Source organism: Microbacterium longlingense (genome assembly GCF_058349825.2).
Genome location: NZ_JBYRJA020000002.1, coordinates 417,237 through 440,787 on the forward strand (window position 1 = coordinate 417,237; position 23,551 = coordinate 440,787).

The 23,551-nt window shown below is 70.0% G+C and carries 24 protein-coding genes; 11 read left to right on the plus strand and 13 right to left on the minus strand.

All coding sequences use genetic code 11. The features are described from left to right. Positions 1 to 23: 23 nt before the first annotated feature. Entirely contained in the window at positions 24 to 506 is a 483-nt protein-coding gene (locus AC3RXY_RS04960) for a DUF4190 domain-containing protein (protein WP_491509786.1), read from the minus strand. A gap of 164 nt (positions 507 to 670) precedes the next feature. On the opposite strand from AC3RXY_RS04960, the gene AC3RXY_RS04965 reads away from it, so the two are divergent. Next, positions 671 to 1,381: a beta-ketoacyl-ACP reductase gene (locus AC3RXY_RS04965; RefSeq protein WP_491509787.1), complete on the plus strand. Its 711-nt coding sequence runs from the start codon at positions 671 to 673 to the stop codon at positions 1,379 to 1,381. A 17-nt stretch (positions 1,382 to 1,398) separates the two neighbouring features. Here AC3RXY_RS04965 and serB read toward each other — a convergent pair whose 3' ends face one another. After that, complete coding sequence (gene serB, locus AC3RXY_RS04970) at positions 1,399 to 2,037, minus strand: phosphoserine phosphatase SerB (protein WP_491509788.1); 639 nt, start codon at positions 2,035 to 2,037, stop codon at positions 1,399 to 1,401. A gap of 21 nt (positions 2,038 to 2,058) precedes the next feature. Further along, positions 2,059 to 3,303, minus strand: coding sequence for a glucose-1-phosphate adenylyltransferase (gene glgC / locus AC3RXY_RS04975; protein ID WP_491509789.1), 1,245 nt, complete (start codon positions 3,301 to 3,303; stop codon positions 2,059 to 2,061). 47 nt (positions 3,304 to 3,350) lie between these two features. On the opposite strand from glgC, the gene glgA reads away from it, so the two are divergent. The 4 genes from glgA (at position 3,351) to AC3RXY_RS04995 (ending at position 6,931) form a co-directional block, all read left to right on the plus strand. Beyond that, complete coding sequence (gene glgA, locus AC3RXY_RS04980) at positions 3,351 to 4,538, plus strand: glycogen synthase (RefSeq protein WP_491509790.1); 1,188 nt, start codon at positions 3,351 to 3,353, stop codon at positions 4,536 to 4,538. Positions 4,539 to 4,555: 17 nt separating this feature from the next. After that, entirely contained in the window at positions 4,556 to 5,341 is a 786-nt protein-coding gene (locus AC3RXY_RS04985) for an ABC transporter ATP-binding protein (protein ID WP_491509791.1), read from the plus strand. Between the two features lie 119 nt (positions 5,342 to 5,460). Further along, on the plus strand, positions 5,461 to 5,712 hold the full coding sequence (locus AC3RXY_RS04990) for a type B 50S ribosomal protein L31 (protein WP_336397889.1): 252 nt from the start codon (positions 5,461 to 5,463) through the stop codon (positions 5,710 to 5,712). 184 nt (positions 5,713 to 5,896) lie between these two features. Then, on the plus strand, positions 5,897 to 6,931 hold the full coding sequence (locus AC3RXY_RS04995) for a DMT family transporter (protein WP_491509792.1): 1,035 nt from the start codon (positions 5,897 to 5,899) through the stop codon (positions 6,929 to 6,931). Here the strand turns inward: AC3RXY_RS04995 and AC3RXY_RS05000 are convergent. Further along, the gene (locus AC3RXY_RS05000; protein WP_491509793.1) at positions 6,864 to 7,196 is read right to left on the minus strand and encodes a hypothetical protein; all 333 of its coding nucleotides are present in this window, start codon (positions 7,194 to 7,196) and stop codon (positions 6,864 to 6,866) included. The two genes, AC3RXY_RS04995 and AC3RXY_RS05000, sit on opposite strands and share 68 nt — an antisense overlap. Before the next feature lie 5 nt (positions 7,197 to 7,201). Further along, the gene (locus AC3RXY_RS05005; RefSeq protein WP_491509794.1) at positions 7,202 to 7,930 is read right to left on the minus strand and encodes a 3'-5' exonuclease; all 729 of its coding nucleotides are present in this window, start codon (positions 7,928 to 7,930) and stop codon (positions 7,202 to 7,204) included. 71 nt (positions 7,931 to 8,001) lie between these two features. Between AC3RXY_RS05005 and AC3RXY_RS05010 the strand changes: the two genes are divergently transcribed. Then, positions 8,002 to 8,910 carry an alpha/beta fold hydrolase gene (locus tag AC3RXY_RS05010; RefSeq protein WP_491509795.1) on the plus strand — a complete coding sequence of 303 codons (909 nt, stop codon included), beginning with the start codon at positions 8,002 to 8,004 and terminating at the stop codon, positions 8,908 to 8,910. On the opposite strand, the gene AC3RXY_RS05015 is transcribed toward AC3RXY_RS05010, so the two are convergent. The 4 genes from AC3RXY_RS05015 to AC3RXY_RS05030 are packed head-to-tail and all read right to left on the minus strand — an operon-like array spanning position 8,864 to position 12,119. Beyond that, positions 8,864 to 9,355, minus strand: coding sequence for an Lrp/AsnC family transcriptional regulator (locus tag AC3RXY_RS05015; protein WP_491509853.1), 492 nt, complete (start codon positions 9,353 to 9,355; stop codon positions 8,864 to 8,866). The two genes, AC3RXY_RS05010 and AC3RXY_RS05015, sit on opposite strands and share 47 nt — an antisense overlap. A gap of 8 nt (positions 9,356 to 9,363) precedes the next feature. Continuing rightward, positions 9,364 to 10,668: an MFS transporter gene (locus tag AC3RXY_RS05020; RefSeq protein WP_491509796.1), complete on the minus strand. Its 1,305-nt coding sequence runs from the start codon at positions 10,666 to 10,668 to the stop codon at positions 9,364 to 9,366. Between the two features lie 13 nt (positions 10,669 to 10,681). Then, entirely contained in the window at positions 10,682 to 11,281 is a 600-nt protein-coding gene (locus AC3RXY_RS05025) for a histidine phosphatase family protein (RefSeq protein WP_491509797.1), read from the minus strand. A 1-nt stretch (position 11,282) separates the two neighbouring features. Next, positions 11,283 to 12,119, minus strand: coding sequence for an SGNH/GDSL hydrolase family protein (locus AC3RXY_RS05030; RefSeq protein WP_491509798.1), 837 nt, complete (start codon positions 12,117 to 12,119; stop codon positions 11,283 to 11,285). Between the two features lie 137 nt (positions 12,120 to 12,256). Between AC3RXY_RS05030 and AC3RXY_RS05035 the strand changes: the two genes are divergently transcribed. Continuing rightward, entirely contained in the window at positions 12,257 to 14,008 is a 1,752-nt protein-coding gene (locus AC3RXY_RS05035) for a DEAD/DEAH box helicase (protein ID WP_491509799.1), read from the plus strand. Between the two features lie 87 nt (positions 14,009 to 14,095). Further along, positions 14,096 to 15,187: a VIT1/CCC1 transporter family protein gene (locus AC3RXY_RS05040; protein WP_491509800.1), complete on the plus strand. Its 1,092-nt coding sequence runs from the start codon at positions 14,096 to 14,098 to the stop codon at positions 15,185 to 15,187. Here the strand turns inward: AC3RXY_RS05040 and AC3RXY_RS05045 are convergent. The 4 genes from AC3RXY_RS05045 to AC3RXY_RS05060 all read right to left on the minus strand — a co-directional run bounded on the left by AC3RXY_RS05045 (position 15,184) and on the right by AC3RXY_RS05060 (position 20,536). Beyond that, entirely contained in the window at positions 15,184 to 16,224 is a 1,041-nt protein-coding gene (locus tag AC3RXY_RS05045; RefSeq protein WP_491509801.1) for an NAD(P)H-dependent flavin oxidoreductase, read from the minus strand. The two genes, AC3RXY_RS05040 and AC3RXY_RS05045, sit on opposite strands and share 4 nt — an antisense overlap. Positions 16,225 to 16,252: 28 nt before the next feature. Then, the gene (locus AC3RXY_RS05050; protein ID WP_491509802.1) at positions 16,253 to 17,857 is read right to left on the minus strand and encodes an SPFH domain-containing protein; all 1,605 of its coding nucleotides are present in this window, start codon (positions 17,855 to 17,857) and stop codon (positions 16,253 to 16,255) included. A 598-nt stretch (positions 17,858 to 18,455) separates the two neighbouring features. Further along, positions 18,456 to 19,799, minus strand: a complete 1,344-nt coding sequence (locus AC3RXY_RS05055; protein WP_491509803.1) for an FtsX-like permease family protein — start codon at positions 19,797 to 19,799, stop codon at positions 18,456 to 18,458. Then, on the minus strand, positions 19,796 to 20,536 hold the full coding sequence (locus AC3RXY_RS05060; RefSeq protein WP_491509804.1) for an ABC transporter ATP-binding protein: 741 nt from the start codon (positions 20,534 to 20,536) through the stop codon (positions 19,796 to 19,798). Before AC3RXY_RS05060 ends, AC3RXY_RS05055 begins: the two co-directional genes overlap by 4 nt. Before the next feature lie 124 nt (positions 20,537 to 20,660). Here AC3RXY_RS05060 and AC3RXY_RS05065 point away from each other — a divergent pair, with 124 nt between their 5' ends. Genes AC3RXY_RS05065 through AC3RXY_RS05075 form a run of 3 tightly spaced genes read left to right on the plus strand, consistent with a single transcriptional unit; the run spans position 20,661 to position 23,391 of the window. Further along, positions 20,661 to 21,959: a sensor histidine kinase gene (locus AC3RXY_RS05065; RefSeq protein WP_491509805.1), complete on the plus strand. Its 1,299-nt coding sequence runs from the start codon at positions 20,661 to 20,663 to the stop codon at positions 21,957 to 21,959. Beyond that, positions 21,940 to 22,602: a response regulator transcription factor gene (locus AC3RXY_RS05070; RefSeq protein WP_491509806.1), complete on the plus strand. Its 663-nt coding sequence runs from the start codon at positions 21,940 to 21,942 to the stop codon at positions 22,600 to 22,602. The genes AC3RXY_RS05065 and AC3RXY_RS05070 overlap by 20 nt, the downstream gene beginning before the upstream one ends. Before the next feature lie 36 nt (positions 22,603 to 22,638). Beyond that, positions 22,639 to 23,391 (plus strand): hypothetical protein, encoded by a 753-nt coding sequence (locus AC3RXY_RS05075; protein WP_491509807.1) that lies wholly within the window; start codon positions 22,639 to 22,641, stop codon positions 23,389 to 23,391. Positions 23,392 to 23,551: the final 160 nt, after the last annotated feature.

Below are 23,551 nucleotides of genomic sequence, written 5' to 3' on the forward strand. Positions count from 1 at the left end.
AGTGCGCCGGTCGTCGCCCCGGGCTACATGCCGGCGGCGACGAACCCGAAGACGACGATCATGAGAACGATGCCAAGGGCCAGGAGCAGCAGCATGGCGTAGCCGATGACCAGCCCGGCGATGGCCAGCCCGCGGCCCTGCTCGCCGCGATCCGCGATCTGACGCAGTGCCATGTGGCCGGTGATGACGCCCACGATGCTGCCGATGACGGGGACGAACGTCCACCCGGCGATGCTGGCGATGAGCGACACGACGGCGAGCGTGTTCGTGCGCACCACGGCGGCGTATCCGTAGGAGGGAGCTGCGTAGGGCGAACCTGCGTAGGGCGAACCCGCGTAGGGGGCTGCGCTGTAGGCGCCCGTTCCGTACGGCGCGGACGCGCTGGGCGCGCCGTCGGGCGCTCCGGCCCCCGGGTATGCGCTGGGCGGCGGAGCGTACTGCGGCTGCGGCGTTCCGTAGGGGGAGGCGGAGCCGTCGGCCGGAGGAGGAGGAACGGGGCTGCTCATGCGGAGCCTTTCGTTGGGAGCTTCCAGGCTCCCAAGACACCGCCTCGCCTGTCAAACCCCGAATGCGCCGCGCACGGGGCGCACGCGGCCTCCGTTGCCGGCGGATAGTCTGGTGCCGCCGCCGGGGCACACCCTGGCGAAACGACATCGAGGGAGAGCATCCGATGAGCACTGACCACGTCGTCCTGGTGACCGGCGGCAACCGCGGCATCGGCCGGGCCATTGCAGAGCGGTTCGTTCGCGACGGATACCGCGTGGCCGTGACGGCACGGTCGGGCGAGGGGCCGGACGGCACGCTCACCGTGCGGGCCGATGTCACCGATGCTGCCGCGCTCGACGCGGCGTACACCGAGGTCGAGGAGAAGCTCGGACCAGTGACGATCGTGGTCGCGAACGCCGGCATCACCCGCGACACACTCCTGCTGCGCATGAGCGAAGACGACTTCGACACCGTGGTGGCGACGAACCTCGGCGGGGCGTTCCGCGTGGTCAAGCGCGCGGCCAAGGGGATGCTGAAGGCGCGTTTCGGCCGCGTCATCCTGATCTCCAGCGTGGTCGGGCTGTACGGCTCCGCCGGGCAGATCAACTATTCAGCGTCGAAGAGCGCACTGGTCGGTTTCGCGCGCTCGCTGACGCGTGAGCTGGGATCCCGCGGTATCACGGCGAACGTCGTCGCTCCCGGCTTCATCGAGACCGACATGACGGCGGCCCTGCCCGAGGAGAAGCAGGCCGAGTACCGGTCGAGTATTCCCGCAGGCCGCTTCGCCTCGCCGGACGAGGTCGCCGGGGTGGTGAGCTGGCTGGCATCAGACGACGCCGCCTACATCTCCGGTGCCGTCATCCCGGTGGACGGCGGCCTCGGCATGGGGCACTGACCCGGCGCCGATCGCGCTCAGGGCAGCAGGGGGATCACCGCCCGCAGGTCGCGGGGGCCGATGACAAGGCTGGCCTGGGCGCGCACGGCGGGTTTGGCGTTGAAGGCGATGCCGAGGCCTGCGGCGGCCATCATCCGCAGGTCGTTGGCGCCGTCGCCGATGGCGATCGTGCGGGTCACGGGAACGCTCTCCTCCGCCGCCCACCGGAGCAGGTGCTCCGCTTTGGCGGCGGCGTCGATGATCGGTCCGTCGACCGCGCCGGTGAGCAGACCGCCGGCCGTGGCGAGCCGGTTCGCTGCCCAGCGATCGACGCCGAGGGATGGCGCGATCACATCGAGCACCTCGTGGAACCCGCCCGAAACGACAGCGGCGACACCGCCGCGCTCGTGGACGGCTGAGATCAGCTCCGCTGCTCCCGGGGTGGGAGTGACGCGGGCGCGTACGCGATCGAAGGCCCCGACGGCGACCCCGGTGAGCTCAGACACACGGGAGCGCAGGCTGGTCGAGAAGTCGACCTCGCCGCGCATCGCGGCCTCGGTCGCTGCGGCGACCTCGGCGCGGCGACCGGCCTCGTCGGCGATGAGTTCGATGACCTCATCGTTGAGCAGGGTGGAATCGGCGTCGAAGACGACGAGGAAGCGTGCACTCACGGGCACGAGCCTAGAGGGTCAGCGCGGTCAGCGTGTGACGTGCACTCCCTTGCCGACCACGGTCAGGCCGGTCTCGGTGACGGTGAACCCCCGGGCGAGGTCGTGCTCGCGATCCACGCCCACGGTCGCGCCGTCGCCGAGGATCACGTTCTTGTCGAGCACCGCACGGTGCACCCGCGCGCCCGCGCCGACCCGGACAGAGTCGAAGAGCACGGACTCCGTGATCGTCGAGCCGCCCTCGGCGATCGTCCAGGGGCCCACCACACTTCGCTCCAGATGGGTGCCGGAGAGCACGGACCCGTGCGACACGATCGAGTCGATCGCGTTGCCGATGCGCCCGACCGAGTCGCGGACGAATTTCGCCGGCGGTGAGTTCACCGCCTGGGAGTAGATCGGCCAGTCCATGTTGTACAGGTTGAAGATCGGCAGCGTGGAGATGAGGTCCATGTGGGCATCGAAGAACGACTCGATGGTGCCGACGTCCCGCCAGTACGACCGGTCGCGCGGCGACGATCCGGGAACCTCGTTGTGGACCATGTCGTAGAAGCCTGCTTCTCCGCGGTCGACGAAGTAGGGCACGATGTCGCCACCCATGTCGTGGCCGGACGTGGCGTTCTCGCCGTCGGCCTCGACCGCGGCGATCAGCGCGTCAGCGTCGAACACGTAGTTGCCCATCGAGGCGAGCACCTCGCCGGGGGAGTCGGGGAGCCCGACCGGGTCGGAGGGCTTCTCCACGAACCGGTCGATCCGGGTCGAGCCCTCTCCGTCGACCTCGATGATGCCGAACTGCGACGCCAGAGCGATCGGCTGCCGGATGCCGGCGACGGTGGCTTTCGCGCCGGAGGCGATGTGCGCATCGATCATCTGCTGGAAGTCCATCCGGTACACGTGGTCGGCGCCGATGACGACGACGATGTCCGGCTTCTCGTCGTTGATGAGGTTCAGGCTCTGGAAGATCGCGTCCGCCGAGCCGGAGAACCAGCGCTTGCCCAGACGCTGCTGCGCCGGGACCGAGGCCACATAGGAGTTGAGCAGCGCAGACATGCGCCAGGTCTGGGAGATGTGACGGTCCAGGCTATGCGACTTGTACTGCGTCAACACCACGATCTGTCTCAACCCGGAGTTGATCAGGTTGGAGATCGCGAAGTCGATCAGACGATACTGCCCCCCGAACGGCACAGCAGGCTTGGCCCGGTCGGCGGTCAGGGGCATGAGGCGCTTGCCCTCCCCGCCGGCGAGGATGATTCCGAAAACCTTCTGAGGCACCGACATGGCTCCACCATAGATGCCGAACACGTCGCTGTACTAGCGTTCAGAACATGCGCGTGGACATGATCAGCAGGGAGTATCCGCCGGAGATCTACGGCGGCGCCGGAGTGCACGTCGCGGAGCTCGTCCGCGCCCTGCGCGGATCGTCGCTCGACGTGCGGGTGCGCGCGTTCGGGGCGGATCGGGACGAGAGCGGCACGACCTCGTATCGCGCCCCCGCCGAGCTCCGCGAAGCGAACGCGGCGATCCAGACACTCGGCACGGATCTGCTGATGGTCTCCGATGTCGCCGGCGCGGACCTGGTGCACTCCCACACCTGGTATGCGAACTTCGCCGGACACATCGCCGGTCAGCTGCACGGCATCCCGCACGTGCTCTCCGCCCACAGCCTCGAGCCCCTGCGCCCGTGGAAGGCCGAGCAGCTCGGCGGCGGCTATGCGGTCTCCAGCGGCATCGAGAAGCTGGCCTATCAGAACGCCGCCGCCGTGATCGCGGTGAGTGCCGGTATGCGCAACGACATCCTGCGCTGCTACCCCGATGTCGACCCGGATCGGGTGCGGGTCATCCACAACGGCATCGACGTCGCCCAGTGGCAGCCGGTGCAGAACCCCGACTTCCTGCGCTCGGTCGGGATCGATCCCGACCGACCCGCTGTGGTCTTCGTCGGGCGCATCACGCGCCAGAAGGGCCTGCCATATCTGCTCAGGGCGGCGGCCGCGCTGCCGCCGGAGGTGCAGCTGATCCTGTGCGCCGGTGCGCCGGATACGCCGGAGATCATGGCAGAGGTCCAGGCGGGTGTCGCCGATCTGGCGCGCACCCGCACGGGCGTCGTCTGGATCGAGCAGATGCTGCCGCGTGCCGAGCTCTCGGCGATTCTGAGCGCCGCGACGACGTTCGTCTGTCCGTCGGTCTATGAGCCGCTGGGCATCGTCAACCTCGAGGCGATGGCGTGCGGAGCGGCCGTCGTCGGCACGGCGACCGGCGGGATCCCCGAGGTCGTCGTCGACGGCGAGACCGGACGACTGGTGCCGATCGAGCAGGTGCAGGACGGCACGGGAACGCCAGTCGATCCCGATCGCTACGTCGCCGACCTCGCCGAGACCCTCGCCGAGGTGACAGCAGACCCGGAGCGGGCCCGCGCGTACGGTGCCGCCGGCCGCGCGCGGGCCACCGAGGAGTTCAGCTGGGCCGCTATCGCCGAGCAGACCCGCGCGCTCTACGAGGAGCTGACCCCCTGACCGATTAGGCTGGCTGCATGTCTGGGGTCCTGCAGCTCACCGATGTCGTCGTGCGCCGTGACGGTCGTAATATCGTCGATCACGTCACCTGGAGCGTGGAGGGGGATGAGCGATGGGTGGTGCTCGGGCCGAACGGCGCAGGCAAGACCACGCTGCTGCAGCTGGCGGACACGCTCATGCACCCCACGTCGGGCATCGTGGAGATCCTGGGCGAGCGTCTCGGCCGGACGGATGTCTTCGAGATCCGTCCGCGCATCGGGTTCGCATCCTCGGCGATGGCTCGCCGGATCCCGCCGGAGGAAACGGTGCTGAACACCGTGCTCACCGCGGCCTACTCCGTCACCGGGCGCTGGCGCGAGACGTACGAGTCCATCGATGAGCGGCGCGCGCTCCGCGTGCTCGAGCAGTGGGGCCTGGCCCACCTGACCGATCGCGTCTTCGGCACGCTGTCCGACGGCGAGCAGAAGCGGGTGCAGATCGCCCGGGCCGTGATGACAGACCCGGAGCTGCTGCTCCTGGATGAGCCGACGGCGAGCCTCGACCTCGGTGCGCGCGAGGAGCTCCTCGCGCTGCTCTCCGGGTTCGCGCAGGCTCCGTCGACACCGGCGATGGTCATGGTCACCCACCACGTCGAGGAGATCCCGGTGGGGTTCACCCACGTCCTGTTGCTCCGCCAGGGGCGCGTCGTCAGCGCCGGCCCTCTGGCCGAGGCGCTGACGGCAGAAACCCTCAGCGAGACCTTCGGCATGCCGATCCAGCTCACGTCCGAGGGCGGCCGCTTCGCGGCGCGCGCGGTGTCGTGAGTCGCGAAGCGGCTGTCGTCTGATAAAGTTGTCTGTTGGTGCTTCCCGCGCCCACGAGACTTCTCTCCGAACGTCCGCGCCAGCGGACACCGCACAGAACTTCCGTTTGAAGGATTCCCATGAAGACTGACATCCACCCCGACTACCAGGCCGTCGTTTTCCGCGACCTCGGCTCCGGCGAGACGTTCCTGACCCGCTCGACCGTCTCGAGCGACAAGACGATCGAGCTCGACGGCGTGGAGTACCCGGTGATCGACGTCGAGATCTCCTCGGCCTCGCACCCGTTCTACACCGGCAAGCAGCGCATCATGGACTCGGCCGGCCGTGTCGAGAAGTTCAACCAGCGCTTCAAGAACTTCGGCACCAAGTAAGCCGCACCGCTTCGTCGCCCGATGGGCCCCTCCTCCTCGTGAGGCGGGGCCCATCGGCGTGTTCTGCCTTGTGATCGTGCGGGCGAAAGCGGGTGTTCCCTGACCGGGACGCCACGCGCTACAGTCGCGGGAAGCGGAGGCCCCTCCGCGCTCGACATCCTCTGAGATCTCTGAAGGAAGCCCCGTGACGCAGACGGGCCCGATCCCCGTGGTGCCTGCCCTGGCCGCTGACCTCGCTGCCCCGGCACCGCGAACTCCCCGGCCGACGAGCGTTGCGCTCGCGGTGATCTCAGCGCTCGCCTTCGCGACGAGCGGACCGCTCGTCAAGCCGCTGCTGGAGGGCGGCTGGTCGCTGTCGTCCGCTCTCGTGCTGCGGATGGGGCTGGCCGGCCTCGTCCTCGCGCCGCTGCTCGTCCGAGCCGTCGCGGCCGAGCGGTCGTTCCTGCGCCGGCACGCGCCGTCCCTGCTGGCGTTCGGGCTGATCCCGGTCCTCGGCTGCCAGCCGCTGTTCTTCAGCGCGATGCAGCGCATGCCGGTCGCGGTGGCCCTTCTCATCCAGTACCTGGCCCCGGTGCTCCTGGTGGGCTGGGTGTGGTTGCGCACCAGACGGACGCCCGCGCGCCTGGTGATCGCCGGATCCCTGGTCGCGATCTGCGGTCTCGTTCTGGTCGTCGACGTCGCCGGCGCACGGTTCGACCCGCTGGGCGCGCTCCTCGCCCTGGGCGCCGCGGTCTGCGTGTGCGTCTACTTCGTGGTCGCTGAGCGCACCGGCGACGATCTGCCGCCGCTCGCTCTGGCCGGTGGCGGGCTCATGATCGGAGCGATCGCGATGGCGCTCATCGGCCTGACCGGCCTGATCCCGTTCGCCGCCCCCGACTTGGTCGTCTCCTACGGCGGCCTCGCTGTCCCCTCATCCGTCGTGATCCTCGTGGTCGGTCTCCTCTCGACGAGCATCGGCTATGCCTTCGGGGTCATGGCCGTTCCGGGAATCGGCTCACGACTGGCCTCCTTCATCGGGCTCAGCGAGGTGCTGTTCGCCCTGGGATTCTCCTGGCTGCTGCTCGGGGAGTCGCCGGCGGGCGTGCAGTTCCCGGGCGGCGCGCTGATCCTGGTGGGCGTCGTGCTGGTGCGGCTCGATGCCGGAGCACCGCTCAGCTCGGGGAGGACGCGGCGTCCTGCTGCTCGCCGCCGGGCGGTGCGGTCGGTACCACGAGGGTGATCCGGCCGTCCGTGATCCCGGCCGGTCCGTCGCCGGGAGCGGGAGCCGGGGCGGACTGACGCTGTTGCCGGTCTCGCTCGATACCTGCCTCGTGGGCGGACGGCGACCAGACCGCGTCCAACGCGCCGCCGAGCCCACCGCCAGAACCGCGGTACTTTTCGTGCAGCGGGCGGCGTGAGAGGGTCCACGCCAGGCCGGTCACGATCATGGTGGGTCCTGCGATCACCAGAAGGATGATGACCACCCAGCCGACGATCTCGTTCATCGGTCTCAGCGCTGCGGCCAGCGACCGTCGATGCGGTCGTGCGGTTCGATGCGGCCGATGCTGATGAAGTAGTCGCTGAGGCTCTCCGCCTGTTCCCGCGCCCATCCGACCTGACGGGTGTGCAGCTCCTCGGCAGAGGAGGGCAGGTCGGCGCAGAAGCGGCGAATGACCGCCTGTGCCACGCGCCCGGCGGCCACGGCGTCTGCGCGGGCTTCATGCGCGCCGTCCAGCGGGACGTCGTAGTGCGCCGCGACGGATGCCAGGGTTCTCTTGCCGGACCGGTAACGATCGCAGGCCTTGTCGATCACGAGCGGATCGATCACCGGGGACGGCTGTTCGAGGGGCGTGAAGCCGTGTCTGCGCGCCTCGTGGCGCAGGAGCGAGAGGTCGTACGCCGCGTTATATGCCACGAGCGGAATATTCTCGGCGAGGACCTGACGGAGAGCGTCGAGGATCTCTTCGACGACGTCCCGCGCCGCTCGCCCGTTGGCCCTGGCGTGGGCTGTCGTGATGCCGTGCACGGCAGCGGCGGCTTCGGGGATCGGCACACCGGGATCGGCGAGCCAGGAGCGTTCGCGGAAGACGCCGCCGTCTGCGCCGATCATGCCGACGTAGGCGGTGACGATGCGGTCGTTCTCGATGTCGACACCGGTCGTCTCGAGGTCGAAGACCGCGATGTGCTCCGCCCAGAGGGGGAGGGCCGCCGCAAGCGTCCGTTCGTCATCGGGGATCATACGGTCAGCCTACCGATCGCGCCGGACACCAGCTGGGCGCGTACCGCCCGCCCTCGACCTAGACTCGAAAGATGCCGTCCCCCTATGCCGCCCGTCTTGCCACGATCCCGGTGCGACGTCAGGAGGCCCAGGTCGGGGGTGTGGACACCGCCTACTGGGTGTACGGGCCGGATGACGCCGCGCAGACCATCCTGGCCGTGCACGGATTCCGGGGCGACCATCACGGCCTCGAGCCGGTCGTGGCGTTCTTGCCCGGCGTGCGGGTGATCATGCCGGATCTCCCGGGCTTCGGCGAGACCCCGCCCCTGCCCGGGGGAACGCACACGCTTCGCGACTACGCGGACTGGCTGACGGAGTTCACCGCAGCCGTCGCGCCCGGTGCCGCGATCCTCGGGCACTCCTTCGGGTCGATCGTGGTGTCCGCTGCCGTCGCCGCCGGCCTCACAGCGCCCCGGATGATCCTGGTGAACCCGATCGGCGCCCCCGCTCTGGCGGGCCCCAAGGGCGTGATGACGCGACTGGCCGTGCTCTACTACGCCCTCGGCGCACGCCTGCCAGAGCGGCTGGGGACAGCGCTGCTGCGCAGTCGGGTGATCGTGCGCGTCATGAGCGTCACCATGTGCAAGACGCGTGATCCAGATGTTCGACGCTTCGTGCACGCCCAGCACGATGCCTACTTCTCCTCCTTCGCCGACCGGCGGATGCTGCACGACGCATTCGTCGCGAGCGTGTCACACGATGTGCGGGAGTTCGCACCCCGCATCGCCGCACCGACCCTTCTGGTTGCCGCCCAGCTCGATGACATCACCCCGATCGCCGCGGAACGTGCTCTCTGCGGCCTGTTCCCCGATGCCCGGCTGGTCGAGATCGCCGGAGTGGGGCATCTGATCCACTACGAGGCTCCGGCGGAGGCGGCAGCCGCCATCCGGGGCTTCATCGGGGGTCCGGCATCCGCCTCTCCCGGCGAGCGAGGTCGATGAGCCCGGAGACGCGGTAGGGGATCGCCTCCCGCGCGATCAGGGCGGTCTCCGTGCGCTCCACCCCGTCGATCGCCAGGATCTTCGCCTCGGTGTCGAACAGGTGGCGAGCGTCGCGGCACGCCACGCGTGCGATCAGGTCGACGCGTCCGCCCATCCTGTCGACCTGCACGATCTCCGGCACCTGAGCCATCCCCGCGAGCACGGTCGACAGCTCGGACTGCCGGATGGCGATGCTGACGAGGGCCTGCAGCGGGAATCCGAGCGCCGCGGGGGAGACGGTGCGCTCATAGGAGCCGAACACGCCGCGCCGTTCCAGCCGGACGAGCCGTGCCTGGACGGTGTTGCGAGAAAGCCGCAGCCGAGTGGCGAGTGCGACGACGGTCGCCCGCGGATCGGCGGAGAGCAGCTCGACGAGGGCGAGGTCGGTGGGGTCGAGGTCGTCCATCATCGCCCTCAATCCAATCCCATCGAGCGGCGGGTGAGGCGACGCTCCCGGACGATGAAGAAGCTGCCGACGAGCCAGAGAGGCACCAGGACGAGGAACGCGAGCCGGAACGCGTCAAGGGTGTAGGTGCTCGCAGCCCCCGCGCCCTGCAGGTCCAGCGCGAGGCCGATGAGGAAGATGGCGATGAGGCTCGCCACGAACCCGCCGGCGTTGACGATTCCGGTGGCGGTGCTCAGCCGATGCTCCGGGTTGAAGGTGCGCGCGTGGTCGAACGCGATCATCGACGCGGGACCGCCCGTGCCCATCGCCGCTGCCAGCAGCACGAGCACGGCGATCGGTGCGGGACCGGGCCAGGCGATCACGATGAGCCAGGCGATCATCTGGAAGGCGATGGAGGGCAGCACCAGCAGGTGGGACCGCCGAGTCGGATGCCTGCTCGACAGGGCGCCGACCACCGGCCCCGCCGCGATGCCGAACAGGATGTAGACCGTCGTGATGAGCGATGCCGAGGCGGGCGAGAGCCCCTCGCCGGCGGTCAGGAAGGGCATGCCCCAGAGCATGATGAAGGCGGTCCCGGCGAAAGGGGTGGTGAAGTGGGACCAGAATCCGAGCCGTGTTCCCGGGTGGGACCAGGCCTCGTGCAAGGACATCCGCAGGTCGGCCGACGATCGCACGACGCGGATCGCGCCGGTGTCGGTGTCCACGGAGACATCGGCCGCGACCTGGGGCGGGTGGTTGCGGATCACCGCGAAGATCAGGATCGCGAACAGCAGGCACAGCGAGGCCATCCCGCCGAAAAGCACCGTCCAGCTGGTGGCGTGCAGGATCGCGGCCATCGGCATCAGGGCGAGCAGCTGGCCGCCCTGTCCCACCAGACCGGTGAGCTGGATCATCAGCGGGACCCGTTGGGCGGGGAACCACGTCGACACCACCCGGATCACACCGGGGAAGATGGCAGCGTCGCCCGTGCCGAGGATCATCCGTGCCACGATGGCGACCCCGACGTTGGGCGCGAACGCCATCATCAGCTGGCCGACGCCGATGAGGATCATGCCGACCGTCATGACAGGGCGGGCACCGTGACGGTCGAGGAGGATACCCGCGGGGATCTGCATCCCGGCGTACATCGTCAGCTGCAGCACGGCGAACAGCGACAGCGTCGACGCGTCAGCATGGAAGAGATGCGCGGCGTCCACGCCGACGGCGGAGAGCGATGTGCGGTTGGTCACCGAGTAGACGTACGCGGCGACGCCGACAACCCAGATCGTCCAGATCCGCCAGGTCGGTGCGGGAGCCGTGGTCATGGCTTCCATTATCCGCCCGGGCTCAGACCTCGTTGAGCGCGTCGTCCTCGAGCAGCAGCAGGCAGTCGCGTTCCGCGACGAAGCGATGCACCGATCCGTTGGGCAGCAGGCGCCCGGGCCGGGGGAGTGCGCCCCCCGAGCTGTGCACCATCAGCGCATGGATCACGCCGCCGTGGGCGACGACGACCACCGAGGGCATGCGCGGCGCTGTCAGGGTCCGCGCGCGGCGCGTCACCGTGTCGATGGCCGCGACCACCCTGGTCCTGACTTCGTCCAGCGTCTCGCCGCCGGGCACCGGCTCGGCCCAGCCGCCGTAGCGGGCGGTGTAGTCGGCGGCGAGCATTCCCTCCGCCTCGCCGTAGTTGCGCTCGTGCAGGTCGGCGGCGAGCTCGATGTGCGGCACGCTCAGCTGGGCAGCGATGATCTGCGCGGTTTCGACGGCGCGCACCAGGGGGCTGCTCACCACGAGGTCGACGCTCCCGGCCTCCGCGCGCAGCTCGTGCGCGGCGCGGAGCGCGTCGGCACGTCCTGTCTCGTTGAGGGGAACGTCGGTCATGCCCTGAATGCGTCTCTGTCTGTTCCACTCGGTCTGGCCGTGGCGGACGACGAAGAGGCGTGTCATCTCAGCTGTCCTCCGACGGGGACGGCGTGAGGACGGGCCCCGGCTGGGGCCGCTTGGGCTCGAGTCCGTCGCCGGAGGACTGATGACGGAGACGGCGCAGCACCCACGGCACGAGATGCTCACGCGCCCAGACCAGGTCGTCCGCGCGTGCGGCGCGCCAGGGGCGATCCGGCACCGGGTCCGGCTCGAAGGACTGCAGGTCGTTCGGTACGTTCAGCGCGCGCAACACCATCCGGGCGACCTCATGGTGTCCGAGGGCGTTCATGTGGAGCCGGTCATCAGCGAAGAAGCGCTGATCCTGCACGGTCTTCAGAGCCCACTGATCCGCGACGATGCAGTCGTGACGATCCGCGATGCCGCGCACATTCTCGTTGTAGATCGCGACCTTCCCGCGGAACGGGCGGAACACCGGCGTGAAATCGGTGTCGATCCCGGTGAACAGGATGATCGCGGCGCCGGTGCGCGACAGCCGCACCACGGCGTCCTCGAGCTCCTCGGCGATCGCATCGGGATCGGTGCCGGGACGGATGACGTCGTTGCCGCCCGCGCACAGCGAGATCAGGTCAGGGCGGAGCGCGATGGCCGGCTCGATCTGCTCGTCGCAGATCTGCCCGATGAGCTTTCCGCGCACGGCCAGGTTGGCATAGGCGAAGTCTTCGCTCTGGGCGGCGAGCGCTTCGGCCACACGGTCGGCCCAGCCCCGATGTCCGCCCGGTGCGCCAGGGTCCGGGTCTCCGATGCCCTCGGTGAACGAGTCGCCCAGGGCGACGAAACGATGCCAGGGGTGCGGGCCATCGTTGTCGGGGGCGGGCAGGCGGGAGTCTCTGTGGTCGTCCATCACAGCCGTTCTTCTCCTGTTCCCGTGCGGGCCTCCGCGTCGAGGTCGGAATAGCCCGAGTGGCGCGCCGCTGGCGCACCGACCCGTCGAGCCTATCTCGGAGTCACGTCGGAGGGGTCGTCTATCGTGGAACAGCCATGCTCTCTCCGTCCTATCCTCAGCGCGCCCCGTGGGGCACCGCTGACAAGCTCCGCGCGTGGCAGCGAGAGGCCCTCGACGAGTACTTCTCCGCGAACAAGCGCGATTTCCTCGTCGCGGCGACCCCCGGTGCCGGCAAGACCACGTTTGCTCTGACACTCGCGGTCGAGCTGCTGCGCACTCAGGAGATCAACCGCATCGTCGTCGTTGCTCCCACCGAGCACCTGAAGACGCAGTGGGCCGACGCCGCCTCCCGTGTGCATGTGCGCCTCGATCCGCGCTTCCGCAATTCCCACACGGCGCCCTCCCGTCAGTTCCACGGTGTGGTGGTGACCTATGCACAGGTGGCGGCGAAGCCCTGGCTGCATCGCGAGCTCACCTCGTCCGCGCGCACCCTGGTGATTCTCGATGAGGTGCACCACGGCGGCGACGCGCTCAGCTGGGGAGACGCGATCCGGGACGCCTACACGCCGGCGCATCGCAGGCTTCTGCTGTCCGGAACACCGTTTCGCAGCGACACTGCTCCCATCCCGTTCGTGGAGTACGGACTCGACCAGCAGGGATCGCGGGTCTCCCAGACCGACTACCGCTATGGCTATGACCGGGCACTCGCCGACGGCGTGGTGCGTCCGGTGCTCTTCCACGTCTACACCGGCCAGATGCGGTGGCGGACGAGCGCGGGCGACGAGATGGAGGCCCAGCTCGATCAGGACAACACCGCCGACGTCACATCGCAGGCCTGGCGCACCGCGCTCGACCCAGCCGGGGACTGGATGCCGGCGGTGCTGTCGGCCGCAGACCGCCGGCTGAGCGAGATCCGGCACCATGTGCCGGATGCGGGCGGCCTGGTCATCGCCACCGACCAGACCGTCGCTCGGGCGTACGCTGAGCTGCTCCGCGGCATCACAGGACGACGGCCGGTGCTCGTGCTCTCGGATGAGTCGGAGGCCTCGGAGCGCATCGACCGGTTCTCCGCGTCGGACGAGCGGTGGATGGTCGCCGTGCGGATGGTCTCCGAGGGCGTCGACGTGCCCCGGCTCGCGGTGGGGGTGTACGCCACCTCGTCGTCGACACCGTTGTTCTTCGCGCAGGCGATCGGCCGATTCGTGCGTGCCCGCCGTCGGGGGGAGGCGGCAAGTGTCTTCCTTCCGCACGTACCGGTCCTGCTCGGGCTGGCCAGCGAGATGGAGCGCCAGCGCGACCACGTTCTGGATCGGCCAGACCGTGAGTCCGACGGGCTCGATGACGGGCTTCTGGAGAGCGCCAACAAGGAGGAGGACGCCTCAGACGCGCTCACCGATGAGTTCAGCTATCAGGCGATCTCGTCCTTGGCGCACTTCGACAAGGTCGTCTTCGAGGGCAAGGAGTTCGGCGAGCTCGCTGCGCCTGGCACGCTCGAGGAGGAGGAGTTCATCGGTCTCCCGGGCCTGCTTGAGCCGGAGCACGTGCACGAGCTGCTCATGCAGCGCCAGGCACGGCAGACCAAGCATCGCAAGGACCGCGAGGCGCAGGAGGCGCAGAACCCCGCGACCGCGACCGTGACGCTGCCGGAACCGCTGCATCGCACACTGCGTGAGCAGCGTCAGCTGCTCAACAGCCTGGTGGGGTTGTACGCCCGCCGCACCGGGGATCCGCATGGCGCCGTGCACGCGGAGCTGCGGCGGGTGTGCGGGGGACCGGCCGTGGCGCAGGCGACGGTCGCTCAGCTGCAGTCCCGGATCGATCTGCTCCGGCGGCGCATGCGGTCCTGAGGGCCGGGGTGCTTCGGAGCGCCGAAACCCTGGCAGGGGTGCGATCAGCCGCGGCGCTAGCGTTGACGCGTTCCCGAGGAGGCCCTTATGACCATGCCCGTCGAGCCCACCGCCGCACCGACCGCCGCCGACCGTCGGCGCTGGGCGCGCTACCTCGTCGAGGAGCGCGCCGAGGCCGATGTCTACCGTCGTCTGGCCGCGCGACGCACCGGTCAGGAACAGGCGATCCTCCTCGAACTCGCGGCGGCCGAGGGTCGCCATGAGGCCCACTGGCTCGGTCTGCTCGGTGGCGAGCCGGACCGGCTGCCCCGGCCGGGCCTGCGCACCCGGATGCTGGGCTGGATGGCGAGCCGGTTCGGTTTCGTCTTCGTCCTCGTCCTCGCCCAGAACGCCGAGGCACGCTCGCCGTACGACGACGAGGTCTTCGCGACACCGGCGATGCGCGCCGACGAGAAGGTGCACCACGAGGTCGTGCGCGGTCTGGCCGCGCAGGGGCGCCGGCAGCTCGCCGGCTCCTTCCGGGCAGCGGTTTTCGGTGCCAACGACGGGCTCGTGAGCAACCTGGCCCTGGTCATGGGTATCGGGGCGACCGGTGTCAGCGGCGGTTTCGTGCTGTTCAGCGGCATCGCCGGTCTCCTCGCCGGAGCGCTGTCGATGGGCGCGGGCGAGTATGTTTCCGTGCGTTCGCAGCGCGAGCTCCTCGAGGCCACGCAGCTGGACGAGGCTCCGGATGCCGCAGGCGATCTCGACATCGACGAGAACGAGCTGGCCCTGATCTACCGTTCCCGCGGCGAGGGCGAGGATGCGTCGCTCGCGAAGGCCAGACGGGTGGTCACCGCCGCAAAGGCGGGCTTCCGTGCCGAGCACCGTCCCGTGCTGGAGGGCGACGAGCACGAGGTGGTCGGCAACGCCTGGCCCGCCGCGATCTCGAGCTTCTTCCTCTTCGCATCCGGTGCGATCATCCCGGTGCTGCCCTGGATCTTCGGGATGTCGGGTACCGCGGCCGTCGTCGTGGCCCTGGTGCTCGTCGGCGTCGCGCTGTTCGGTACCGGCGCGACCGTCGGCGTGCTGTCCGGGGCCCCGGCGGTGCGGCGGGGGCTGCGACAGCTGGGCATCGGCTTCGGCGCCGCGGCCATCACCTATGCGCTCGGGCTCCTGTTCGGCGTGTCCGTCGGCTAGGGTTCCGGGTCGAGGCCGGCGGACAGCCATCGGATGGCCTCGGCGACCGGGCCCGTCGGCGCGTTCCGCCACCCCGCGCCCGCCCAGAGGTGCACACGCTCCGCATCGCCTGCGGCTGCGGCGGCCCGCCGGAGCGGCCGCGTGAGGTGGTGCAGCTCCGGATAGCCGGCGGGTGCCTCGGCATGCCGGTCGGTGAAGCCGGTGCGCAACGCCCGCGCCGGCCTCCCGGTGAATGCCCGTGTGATGACCGTTTCGGTGCGCGCCGGGTCGGCCAGCGCCGCACGGTGCACGGGCGAGGTGCCGGCCTCGTCTGTGCGCAGCAGGAGGGTGCCGACGGCGACAGCATCGGCGCCGGCTGCCATCAGCGTTCGAACCGCGGCGGGGCCGTCCACACCGCCCGCAGCGAGGACGGGGTGCGAGGTGAGCGTTCGGATGCCCCGGACGAGGTCGGGGGTCGAGCGGGCCGTGGGGAGTGCAGCAGGGTCGTGAACCGCGCTGTGTCCGCCGGCCGCGGCCCCCTGAACCACCAGGCCGTCGACGCCGAGTGCCTCGGCGCGTCGTGCTTCGTCGACGGAGGTGACCGTCGCCAGCACCCGGGTTCCGCTGTCCTGCAGGAGGGCGATATCGGCGTGCGACGGCAGGCCGAAGGTGAGGGAGACGACCGGTACGGGATCGGCGGCCAGCATCCGGATCTTCTCGTTCCAGGCATCGTCATCGGACACCGGCACAGGATCGAGGACGACACCGTGAACGTCGGCGTCGGCTCGCAGCTCCTCCGCGTAGGCACGGAATGCGTCCGGGTCGACGGGCGCAGACGACGGGACGAAGAGGTTGACGCCGAAGGGCAGGCCGGCCGCCCGGAGGTCCTGGACGTCGGCGGCGAGGGCGGCGGCATCGAGATAGCCGCCCGGGAGAAAGGCGAAGCCCCCGGCCCGCCCCACCGCGGCCGCGAGCGCGCGCGTGGTGGGGCCACCGGCCATGGGCGCCGCGACGATGCGGCCGCGCCACGCGTCGCCGGGGGCGAACGACGTGTTCATCGTCGCCCCCGCACGCCGTGGCGTCGCATCAGCTGTCGTCGCCGTCCGCAGCGGTCACGCCGGCTTCGGAACGGCCGGATGCGGTGGGCGTTGGAGCCGCGGGCACGGCGGCACCATCGGCGACGCCGGCACCGAACCCCCGTCCGATGGCCTGGCCCTGGATGATCGCAGCGATATCGAGACCGGTCGCTGCGCTGACGCTGTCGAACACCGAGCGCATCGCCTTGGCGTTGTCGCCGCCGACGACGCTGGAAGCACCGTCCTCGCCGGAGCCGCCGATGATCGAGACGTTGCCGATCGCGGCATAGCCCTTGGCGAACTCGCCCATGATCGAGGGGAGCACTTCGAGGACGCGTTGCGACAGGAATGCCTCCTGGTTCGAGGCGATGGCCTTGGCCTCTGCCTCGACGGCCGCAGCGCGTGCCTCGCCCTCGGCCTGGATCGCCTCGGCCTCCGCGCTGGCCCGCAGCCGGCGCGCGTCGGACTCCGCGTCGGCGAGCGCACGGAGAGCGTTGGCCTCACCGGCGGCCTTCGACTCCGCTGCCGCCGCCTCACCGGCAGCGCGGGCGCGGTCGGCCTGCGCCTGCTGCTCCGCGATCCGGGTGCGCGCCTCGGCCTGCTTGACCTGCTCGATGGCCGCGGCCTCCGCAGCGCGTTCGCGTGTGTACAGATCGGCCTGAGCGCGGGTCTCCGCCTCATACCGCTGGGCGTCCGCCACGCGCTTGACGTCTGCATCGAGCTGAGCCTGCTTGTTCTCCGCCTGCTGCTGGAGCACGGCCTGCTCGGCCTGCGCACGGGCGAGCTGCTCCGCCTGCTCCGCTTCCGCGCGTGCCCGGCCGACTCCGGCCGCGGCGTTGGCCGTGTTGGTGTCCAGAGCGGTCTGCTCGACGAGGTTGGCCTCGTTGTTGGCGATCATGCGCTGGTTGATCGCGCGGTCGGCGTTGGTCTCCGAGATCTCCGCCGCCTGGCGCTTCGCCTGGATCTCCGGTGCGCCGAGCGACTGGATGTATCCGACGCGGTCGGTGATGCCCTTGATCTGGAAGGAGTCGAGGATGAGGCCCTGCTCGGCCAGCTCCTGGGAGACCTCCGCGGCGATCTGGTCGGAGAACTTCTTGCGCTCCCGCATGAGCTCGACAACCGACAGGGTCGCCACGATGCCGCGCAGCGCGCCCTCCAGCTGTTCGGTCGTGAACTGCTCGATCGCCTTGTCCTGTGACGCGAAACGCTCCGCGGCGCGACGAACGTACAGCGGATCGGAGCCGATCTTCACGATCGCGACGCCGTCGACGTTCAGCGTGACGTTGTCCAGCGACTGGGCCTCGGCGTTGAGCGAGACCTGACGAGAACGCAGCGAGATGATCTCGTGCCGCTGGGTGATCGGATTGACGAGAGCCTTGCCGTTGACGATCACCGTCACCGGAGACTCCTCCACCCGCGGGCTGATGGAGCCGTCCGCTGCAGCGACCGAGCGTTGCACCTTCTGTTTGCGGCCGGAGATGACGAGCGCCTCGTCGGCGCGGGCGACCTTGACCCAGCTCCGGGCGAGCAGCAGTCCGACGAGGACGATGACGATGACGGCGACGACGGCGATGCCGACGAGGACCAGGATGCCGGCGAGTCCAGCGAGCTCCATAAGGGGAACCTTCCTGTTGGTTTCTCTCTACCCTGCCAGACGGCTGCACGCAGGGGGAGGGTTTCGGGGCGGTCCGGCGTCGCCTCGCGAGATGATCTCCTCTGCCACCCCGACGTGCGGGCGGCATTGTCGGGTGACGGCGACCGACGAGGTGCGGGGGAGGATGTTCCTATGCCGACAACGTTCTCTCTGGTGACGGAGTCTGATGCCTCCATCGCGGAGCTCTGTGACGCCTCCCTCGATATCGACCTCCACGTGGCATCGATGTCGTCGTCGCGCGAGCAGGCGATCGCTGGTGTCACGCGCGGCCGCATCGGACTCGGCGAGAACGTCACCTGGCGCGCGCGTCACTTCGGAATCATGTTCACCATGACCTCCACGATCAGCGCGCTGGAGCGGCCGAGACGGTTCGTCGACGAACAGGTGCGCGGGCCGTTCCGGGTCTTCCGACATGAGCACGTCTTTCGTGAGCGACCCGGCGGGGGTGCGGTCATGGTGGACACGCTCACGGTCGGCTCACCCGTGTTCGGCGCGCTCGCTGAGCCGCCCGGCGCGAACACCGGCTTGATCCCGTCACCGCGCGGTGGCGGGGCGGACCTCACTCGACCGCCAGCGCGCGGGGGACCGGCTGCCGAAGCGCAGCGAGCGTCGGGACCACCGTCGCGACGAGGAGCAGCACCAGTCCGCCCGCGCCCAGGAGCCCGATCGTGTCCATCGCGATCACCGGTGCGGGCAGATCGAGCTTCGCGGCCATGACCACGCCCCCGATGAGGGTGGCAGCGACGCCGAGGATCGTGGCGGTGAGAGCGTAGATGACGGCCTCCCACACAGCCAGGAGCACCACGGCACCCGGGGTGGAGCCGGCGGCGCGGAGCAGCCCGAACTCCCGTTCGCGTTCCTGGCTGGACATGTACACGGTCGCTGCTGCGGCGACGCCGGAGACGAGCAGCGGACCGCCGAGCAGGATCACAACGCCCTCGGGGGCGATCGCGAAGGTGTCGCTGCTTCCTGTGCGCATGGCTGTGGCCGCCGCGAGCGTGGCACCCGTCGTGTAGAGCCCGGCGGCGATCGCGATCGCGACCATCAGAGGTCCGATCGCCGCCGTCGAGCGCCCCAGCCGGTAGGCCGCCGAGTGCCGGGCCAGGAACCAGGTCGCCGCGGCTCGCCGGGGCACGAGTGCCGTCCACGCACGCAGGACGAGGGGATAGATCAGCGGCCCGGCGGCGGCGAGCACCGCGGCGATCAGGGGGATCAGCAGCATGGCCGGGCCGGCGAACGCAGAGATGGACGCATTGCCGTCCAGCGCAGCGGCGACGGAGATCGTGACGGCGAGTGCGATGAGGACGGCTGCGGCACGTCCCCATCCGATGCCGGTTGCTCTCGGCGCCGGGTCGCGCAGCGCTTCGATCGGGCGCGTCCGACCCGCGCTCCGGGCCGCCCGCAGCCCGCCGAGCAGCATCGCCGTCGCGACGCACGCCACCACGGTCGCGATGCTCGCTGGCCCCAGATGCAGGGCGATGCCGTGCAGATCACTCCAGTCACGGAAGGTCCATCGGAACAGTGGCGAGAACACCGGGATGGCGAGCAGGCTCCCCAGGAGGCCGCCGAGAGCGGCGACCACGGCGAGCTGGGCGAGCACGATCGCCGTGACGCGTCCTGGTCGGATGCCGACCAGCTGCCAGAGGGCGTAGCTCCGCCGCTGCACGGTGACGGTGAGGTCTGCGATCGAGCTGAGGACGACGAGTGCCGCGATCGCGGTGAACACGATCACCGCGGAACTCGCGCTCTCGAGGGCATCGGAGATCCGGCCGCCGTGCCGGACGCCGGTCTCGATGAGCCCCGCCGTGATGCCGCCGACGAACCCCGCGGCCGAGGCGACGAGGAATGAGCCGGCCCAGACGCGGCCCCGCATCGCGATCTCGGCGACGATCAGTCCGATCATGCTGCGGTTCCTGCCAGCGTCACCGCGGCGAGCACGTCGCTGGGGGTGGGACCGTGCAGCACGGAGTGGATGGCTCCGTCGCGCATCACGAGCACCCGGTCGGCGCGAGACGCCGCCTCGAGGTCGTGGGTGACCACGACGACGGCCTGGCCGCGGTCGGCGGCGGCGCGCAGGAGCCCCAGCACCTCCGCGCCGGTCGCGGTGTCGAGCGAACCGGTCGGCTCGTCGGCGAAGACGATGTCTGGTCGCATCGCGAGGACGCGGCCGACCGCTACCCGCTGCTGCTGGCCGCCGGAGAGCTGTCCTGGCCGATGCCTGCCCCGATCGGCGAGACCCACCTCGGCCAGAGCGTGGTCGATGTCGGTGCCGGACACCCGGCGACGCGCCAGGCGAGCGGGAAGCGCGATGTTCTCCCGGGCGCTGAGCGACGGGATCAGATTGAACGACTGGAAGACGAACCCCACGTGGCTCCTGCGGAGAGCCGCGAGCCGGCCGCGGCCCAGCTCCGCGATCGGGCGTCCCACCAGATGCACGTCGCCCTGGTCGGCCGGTTCGAGCCCGGAAAGGCAGTACAGCAACGTCGACTTGCCGGAACCGGACGGCCCGACGACGGCGACCATCTCTCCCGGACGGATCTCCAGGGACACATCGCGGAGCACGGTGAGGGGGTCCTCTCCCCGGGTCGCCGCAGGATAGGTCTTCCACAGTCCGCTGGCGGTGATGATCGGATCGGTCATCCCCCCATTCCACGGGCTCGCGCGCTGCCCGCCCACCCGGTCAGCTCCCCGCTTCTGGTAGAGCCAGGTCTACTGTTCCGCGCGGGCGGGCCGCGCAGCCACGCCTCGTCTCTAGGGTGGAGGCATGGCAGCGGAGAGCATCGGGCGGGCGCTTTCGCTGCCCCCGTGGCACTTCCTCCTGAGCCGGTGGCCGTGGGCCGCCGGCGGCTATCTGCTGGTCAGCGCGCTCCTCTTTCTGGCGCTGCTTCCGGTCAGCATTCTGACGCTGCTGATTCTGCCGTTGTGGGGGCTGGTGATCGGGGCCGTCGAGCGGCGACGCGGGCGGATGCTCGGCTTGCCCCCGCAGAAGTCCGGCCACGTGCCGCTGCGCCGCGATCAGCGGCATCTCTGGTTGTCGGTGCGCCTGAGCGAGGGGGCGACGTGGCGTGAGGTCGCGGCGCTGCTCGTGGATCTGCTGCTGGGCGTCACCGCGCTGATCGTGGTGGCCTTCGAGCTGGTGTGGGTGGCCGTGCAGATCGCCCTCATCGATGCCGCTGTGCGCGGCCCGTCGGCACTGCACCTCTTCAACGACGTCCGCCTGACCGTCGACGCCGGGGACATCTGGCTGATGGCTGTCGTCGCGGCCGCTGCGCTGGTGGTCTTCGCCTATGTCAATGCGCTCCTCGCCCTGGGGCAGGCATCCCTCCTGAGCGTGCTGTGCGGCCCCCGTCCGGAAGAGCTCGCACGCAACGTCGAACGTCTGATGCAGTCGCGCGCTGCTCTGGTCGCGGCCTTCGAGGTCGAGCGGCGCCGGATCGAGCGGGATCTTCACGACGGTGCCCAGCAGGAGATGGTGACGCTCGCCGCGCGCCTGGGCATGGTGAGCCTCGAAGTGGACGAGCTGACGACACAGGGAGCGGGCACCGACGCCGTGCGCCGTGCTCTTGATGCGGCGCAGGGGCAGGCGGAGCGGGCGATGGAGACCCTGCGCGACACCGTCCGGGGCATCCATCCGGCGGTGCTCGCCGATCACGGTCTGGGTGCCGCGCTCGACGAGCTCGCCCATCGCGCTCCCGTGCCGATGACCCTCGATATCGGCGGCCTCCGCCGCGCCCCGGCGGAGGTCGAGGCGGCGGGATACTTCTTCGTGACAGAGGCGGTCAGCAACGCCGCGAAGCACGCCGACGCATCCCGGATGACCGTGTCCGCGCGGACGGATCCCGGCGTGCTCGTCGTGCGGGTGTCCGACGATGGTCGCGGCGGCGCGCAGGAGAGCGGCGGCACGGGCCTGCGCGGTCTCCGGGAGCGCGCGGAGACCCTGGAGGGCGAGCTGCGGGTGCAGAGCCCGGCGGGCGGCCCGACGATACTGGAGATGACCCTGCCGACCGACGGGTCGCACCGGACAGAGCGGAGGAACCCGGCGCGTGCGCATCCTGCTCGCTGAAGACGGCGCGCTCCTGCGGGAGGCGCTGATCGCACTCCTGGAACGACTGGGTCACGATGTGGTGGCCACGGCGAGCTCGGCGCCCGAGCTGATCTCCGCCTTCACGGCGCTCACCGCCACGGGGGAGCACCCCGATCTTGTGATCACCGATGTGCGCATGCCGCCAGACGGCACCGACGATGGGCTGCGCGCCGCGCTGCGGATTCGTCATGATCACCCGCGGCAGCCGCTCATCGTGCTGTCCCAGTACATCGCAGACACCTACGCGCGGGAGCTTCTGACACTGCCGGAGGGCGCCATCGGCTATCTCTTGAAGGATCGGGTGAACCGTGTGCGCGACTTCGACGCCGCGCTGCGCACGGTGGCATCCGGCGGAACCGTGATCGACCCGGACGTCGTGCAGCATCTTCTCGGTGCCGTGGGGCCCGGCCCGTTGGATCGACTCACCGCACGCGAGCACGAGGTGCTCGCGCTGATGGCGGACGGGCAGTCCAACGCAGAGATCGCGGCGTCGTTGTTCCTCACCGACGCCGCGGTGAGCAAGCACATCGGCAGCATCTTCCGCGGTCTGGGACTGAGCCCTGTCGAGGAGAACCGCCGCGTGAAAGCCGTCCTTGCCTATCTGCAGAGTGTGCGGAACTGACCCGCGGGCGTGCGCGTCCGATGAGAGGATGCGAAGGTGGCAGAGCAGCAGGCGAACAGACCATGGGATGAGAGCGCGTATCGCGCGCTCTTCGACGCCCTCCGTGCGGGACTCGACGATGAGGCGCTCAGCGCCAGGACAGGCCGGTCGGTCTCCGCGCTGACCACGGTGGCCCGGGGACTGCTGGCGACGCTGTCGACGCTCGATCCGGACGCCGAGCTGCCCGGCACGGGTCTGGACGGGCTGCGCATCCTGGTGCGGGATGAATCGGAGCAGGACTGGGTCCCTCTCGCGCGGGAGGCGCATCGTCGGGACGGGCGCGTCTTCTGGGGTGCAGACGAAGACGCCGCGCTGTCGGCGGCCTGGACGGAACGCTCAGCGACGATCACCGCGCTGGGTGACCGGTTCGGAACGAGCGAGGCGGGTGTCCTCGGACGTCTGGTGCTGCTCGGGCTGGCCCGCGATCGCGACGACGCGGTCGACCGGCTCGGGGCGGACCCCGGTTCTCTGCTCGATGTGCGGCGTCGGCTCGCCGACGGGCAGGCCGTGGAGCAGTGGATCGCGGCGGTCACCGATGGGCACGGTGTCGTTCTGCACATCTCGCTGCATGCCTCGGAGACGGATGCTCTGGCCGCAGCCGGGAGGGAGGCGAAGCGCGCCGCCCAGCGCACCGAGGATGCCCCGATACGCTGGAGCATCGCTGCTCGGGTGATGGGGTGGCGGGGTGACGGCGTCGTGCGCAGCGGTGTCACCGGAGAGCCCGCCGGCGGGGATATCGACCGCGCCTGAGCGGGTGTGATCGCGACCCGCGCGGAAAACGCGCGGTGCCGCGAGCGAGCAGCCCTCGGATATGGACGCGCAATTTAATGCTTCTGCATAAACCCTGATGGATCGGTGTTTCTGTCTATGGATGTAGGCTATGGGCAAATGTTCATCAACGGAGGGGGAA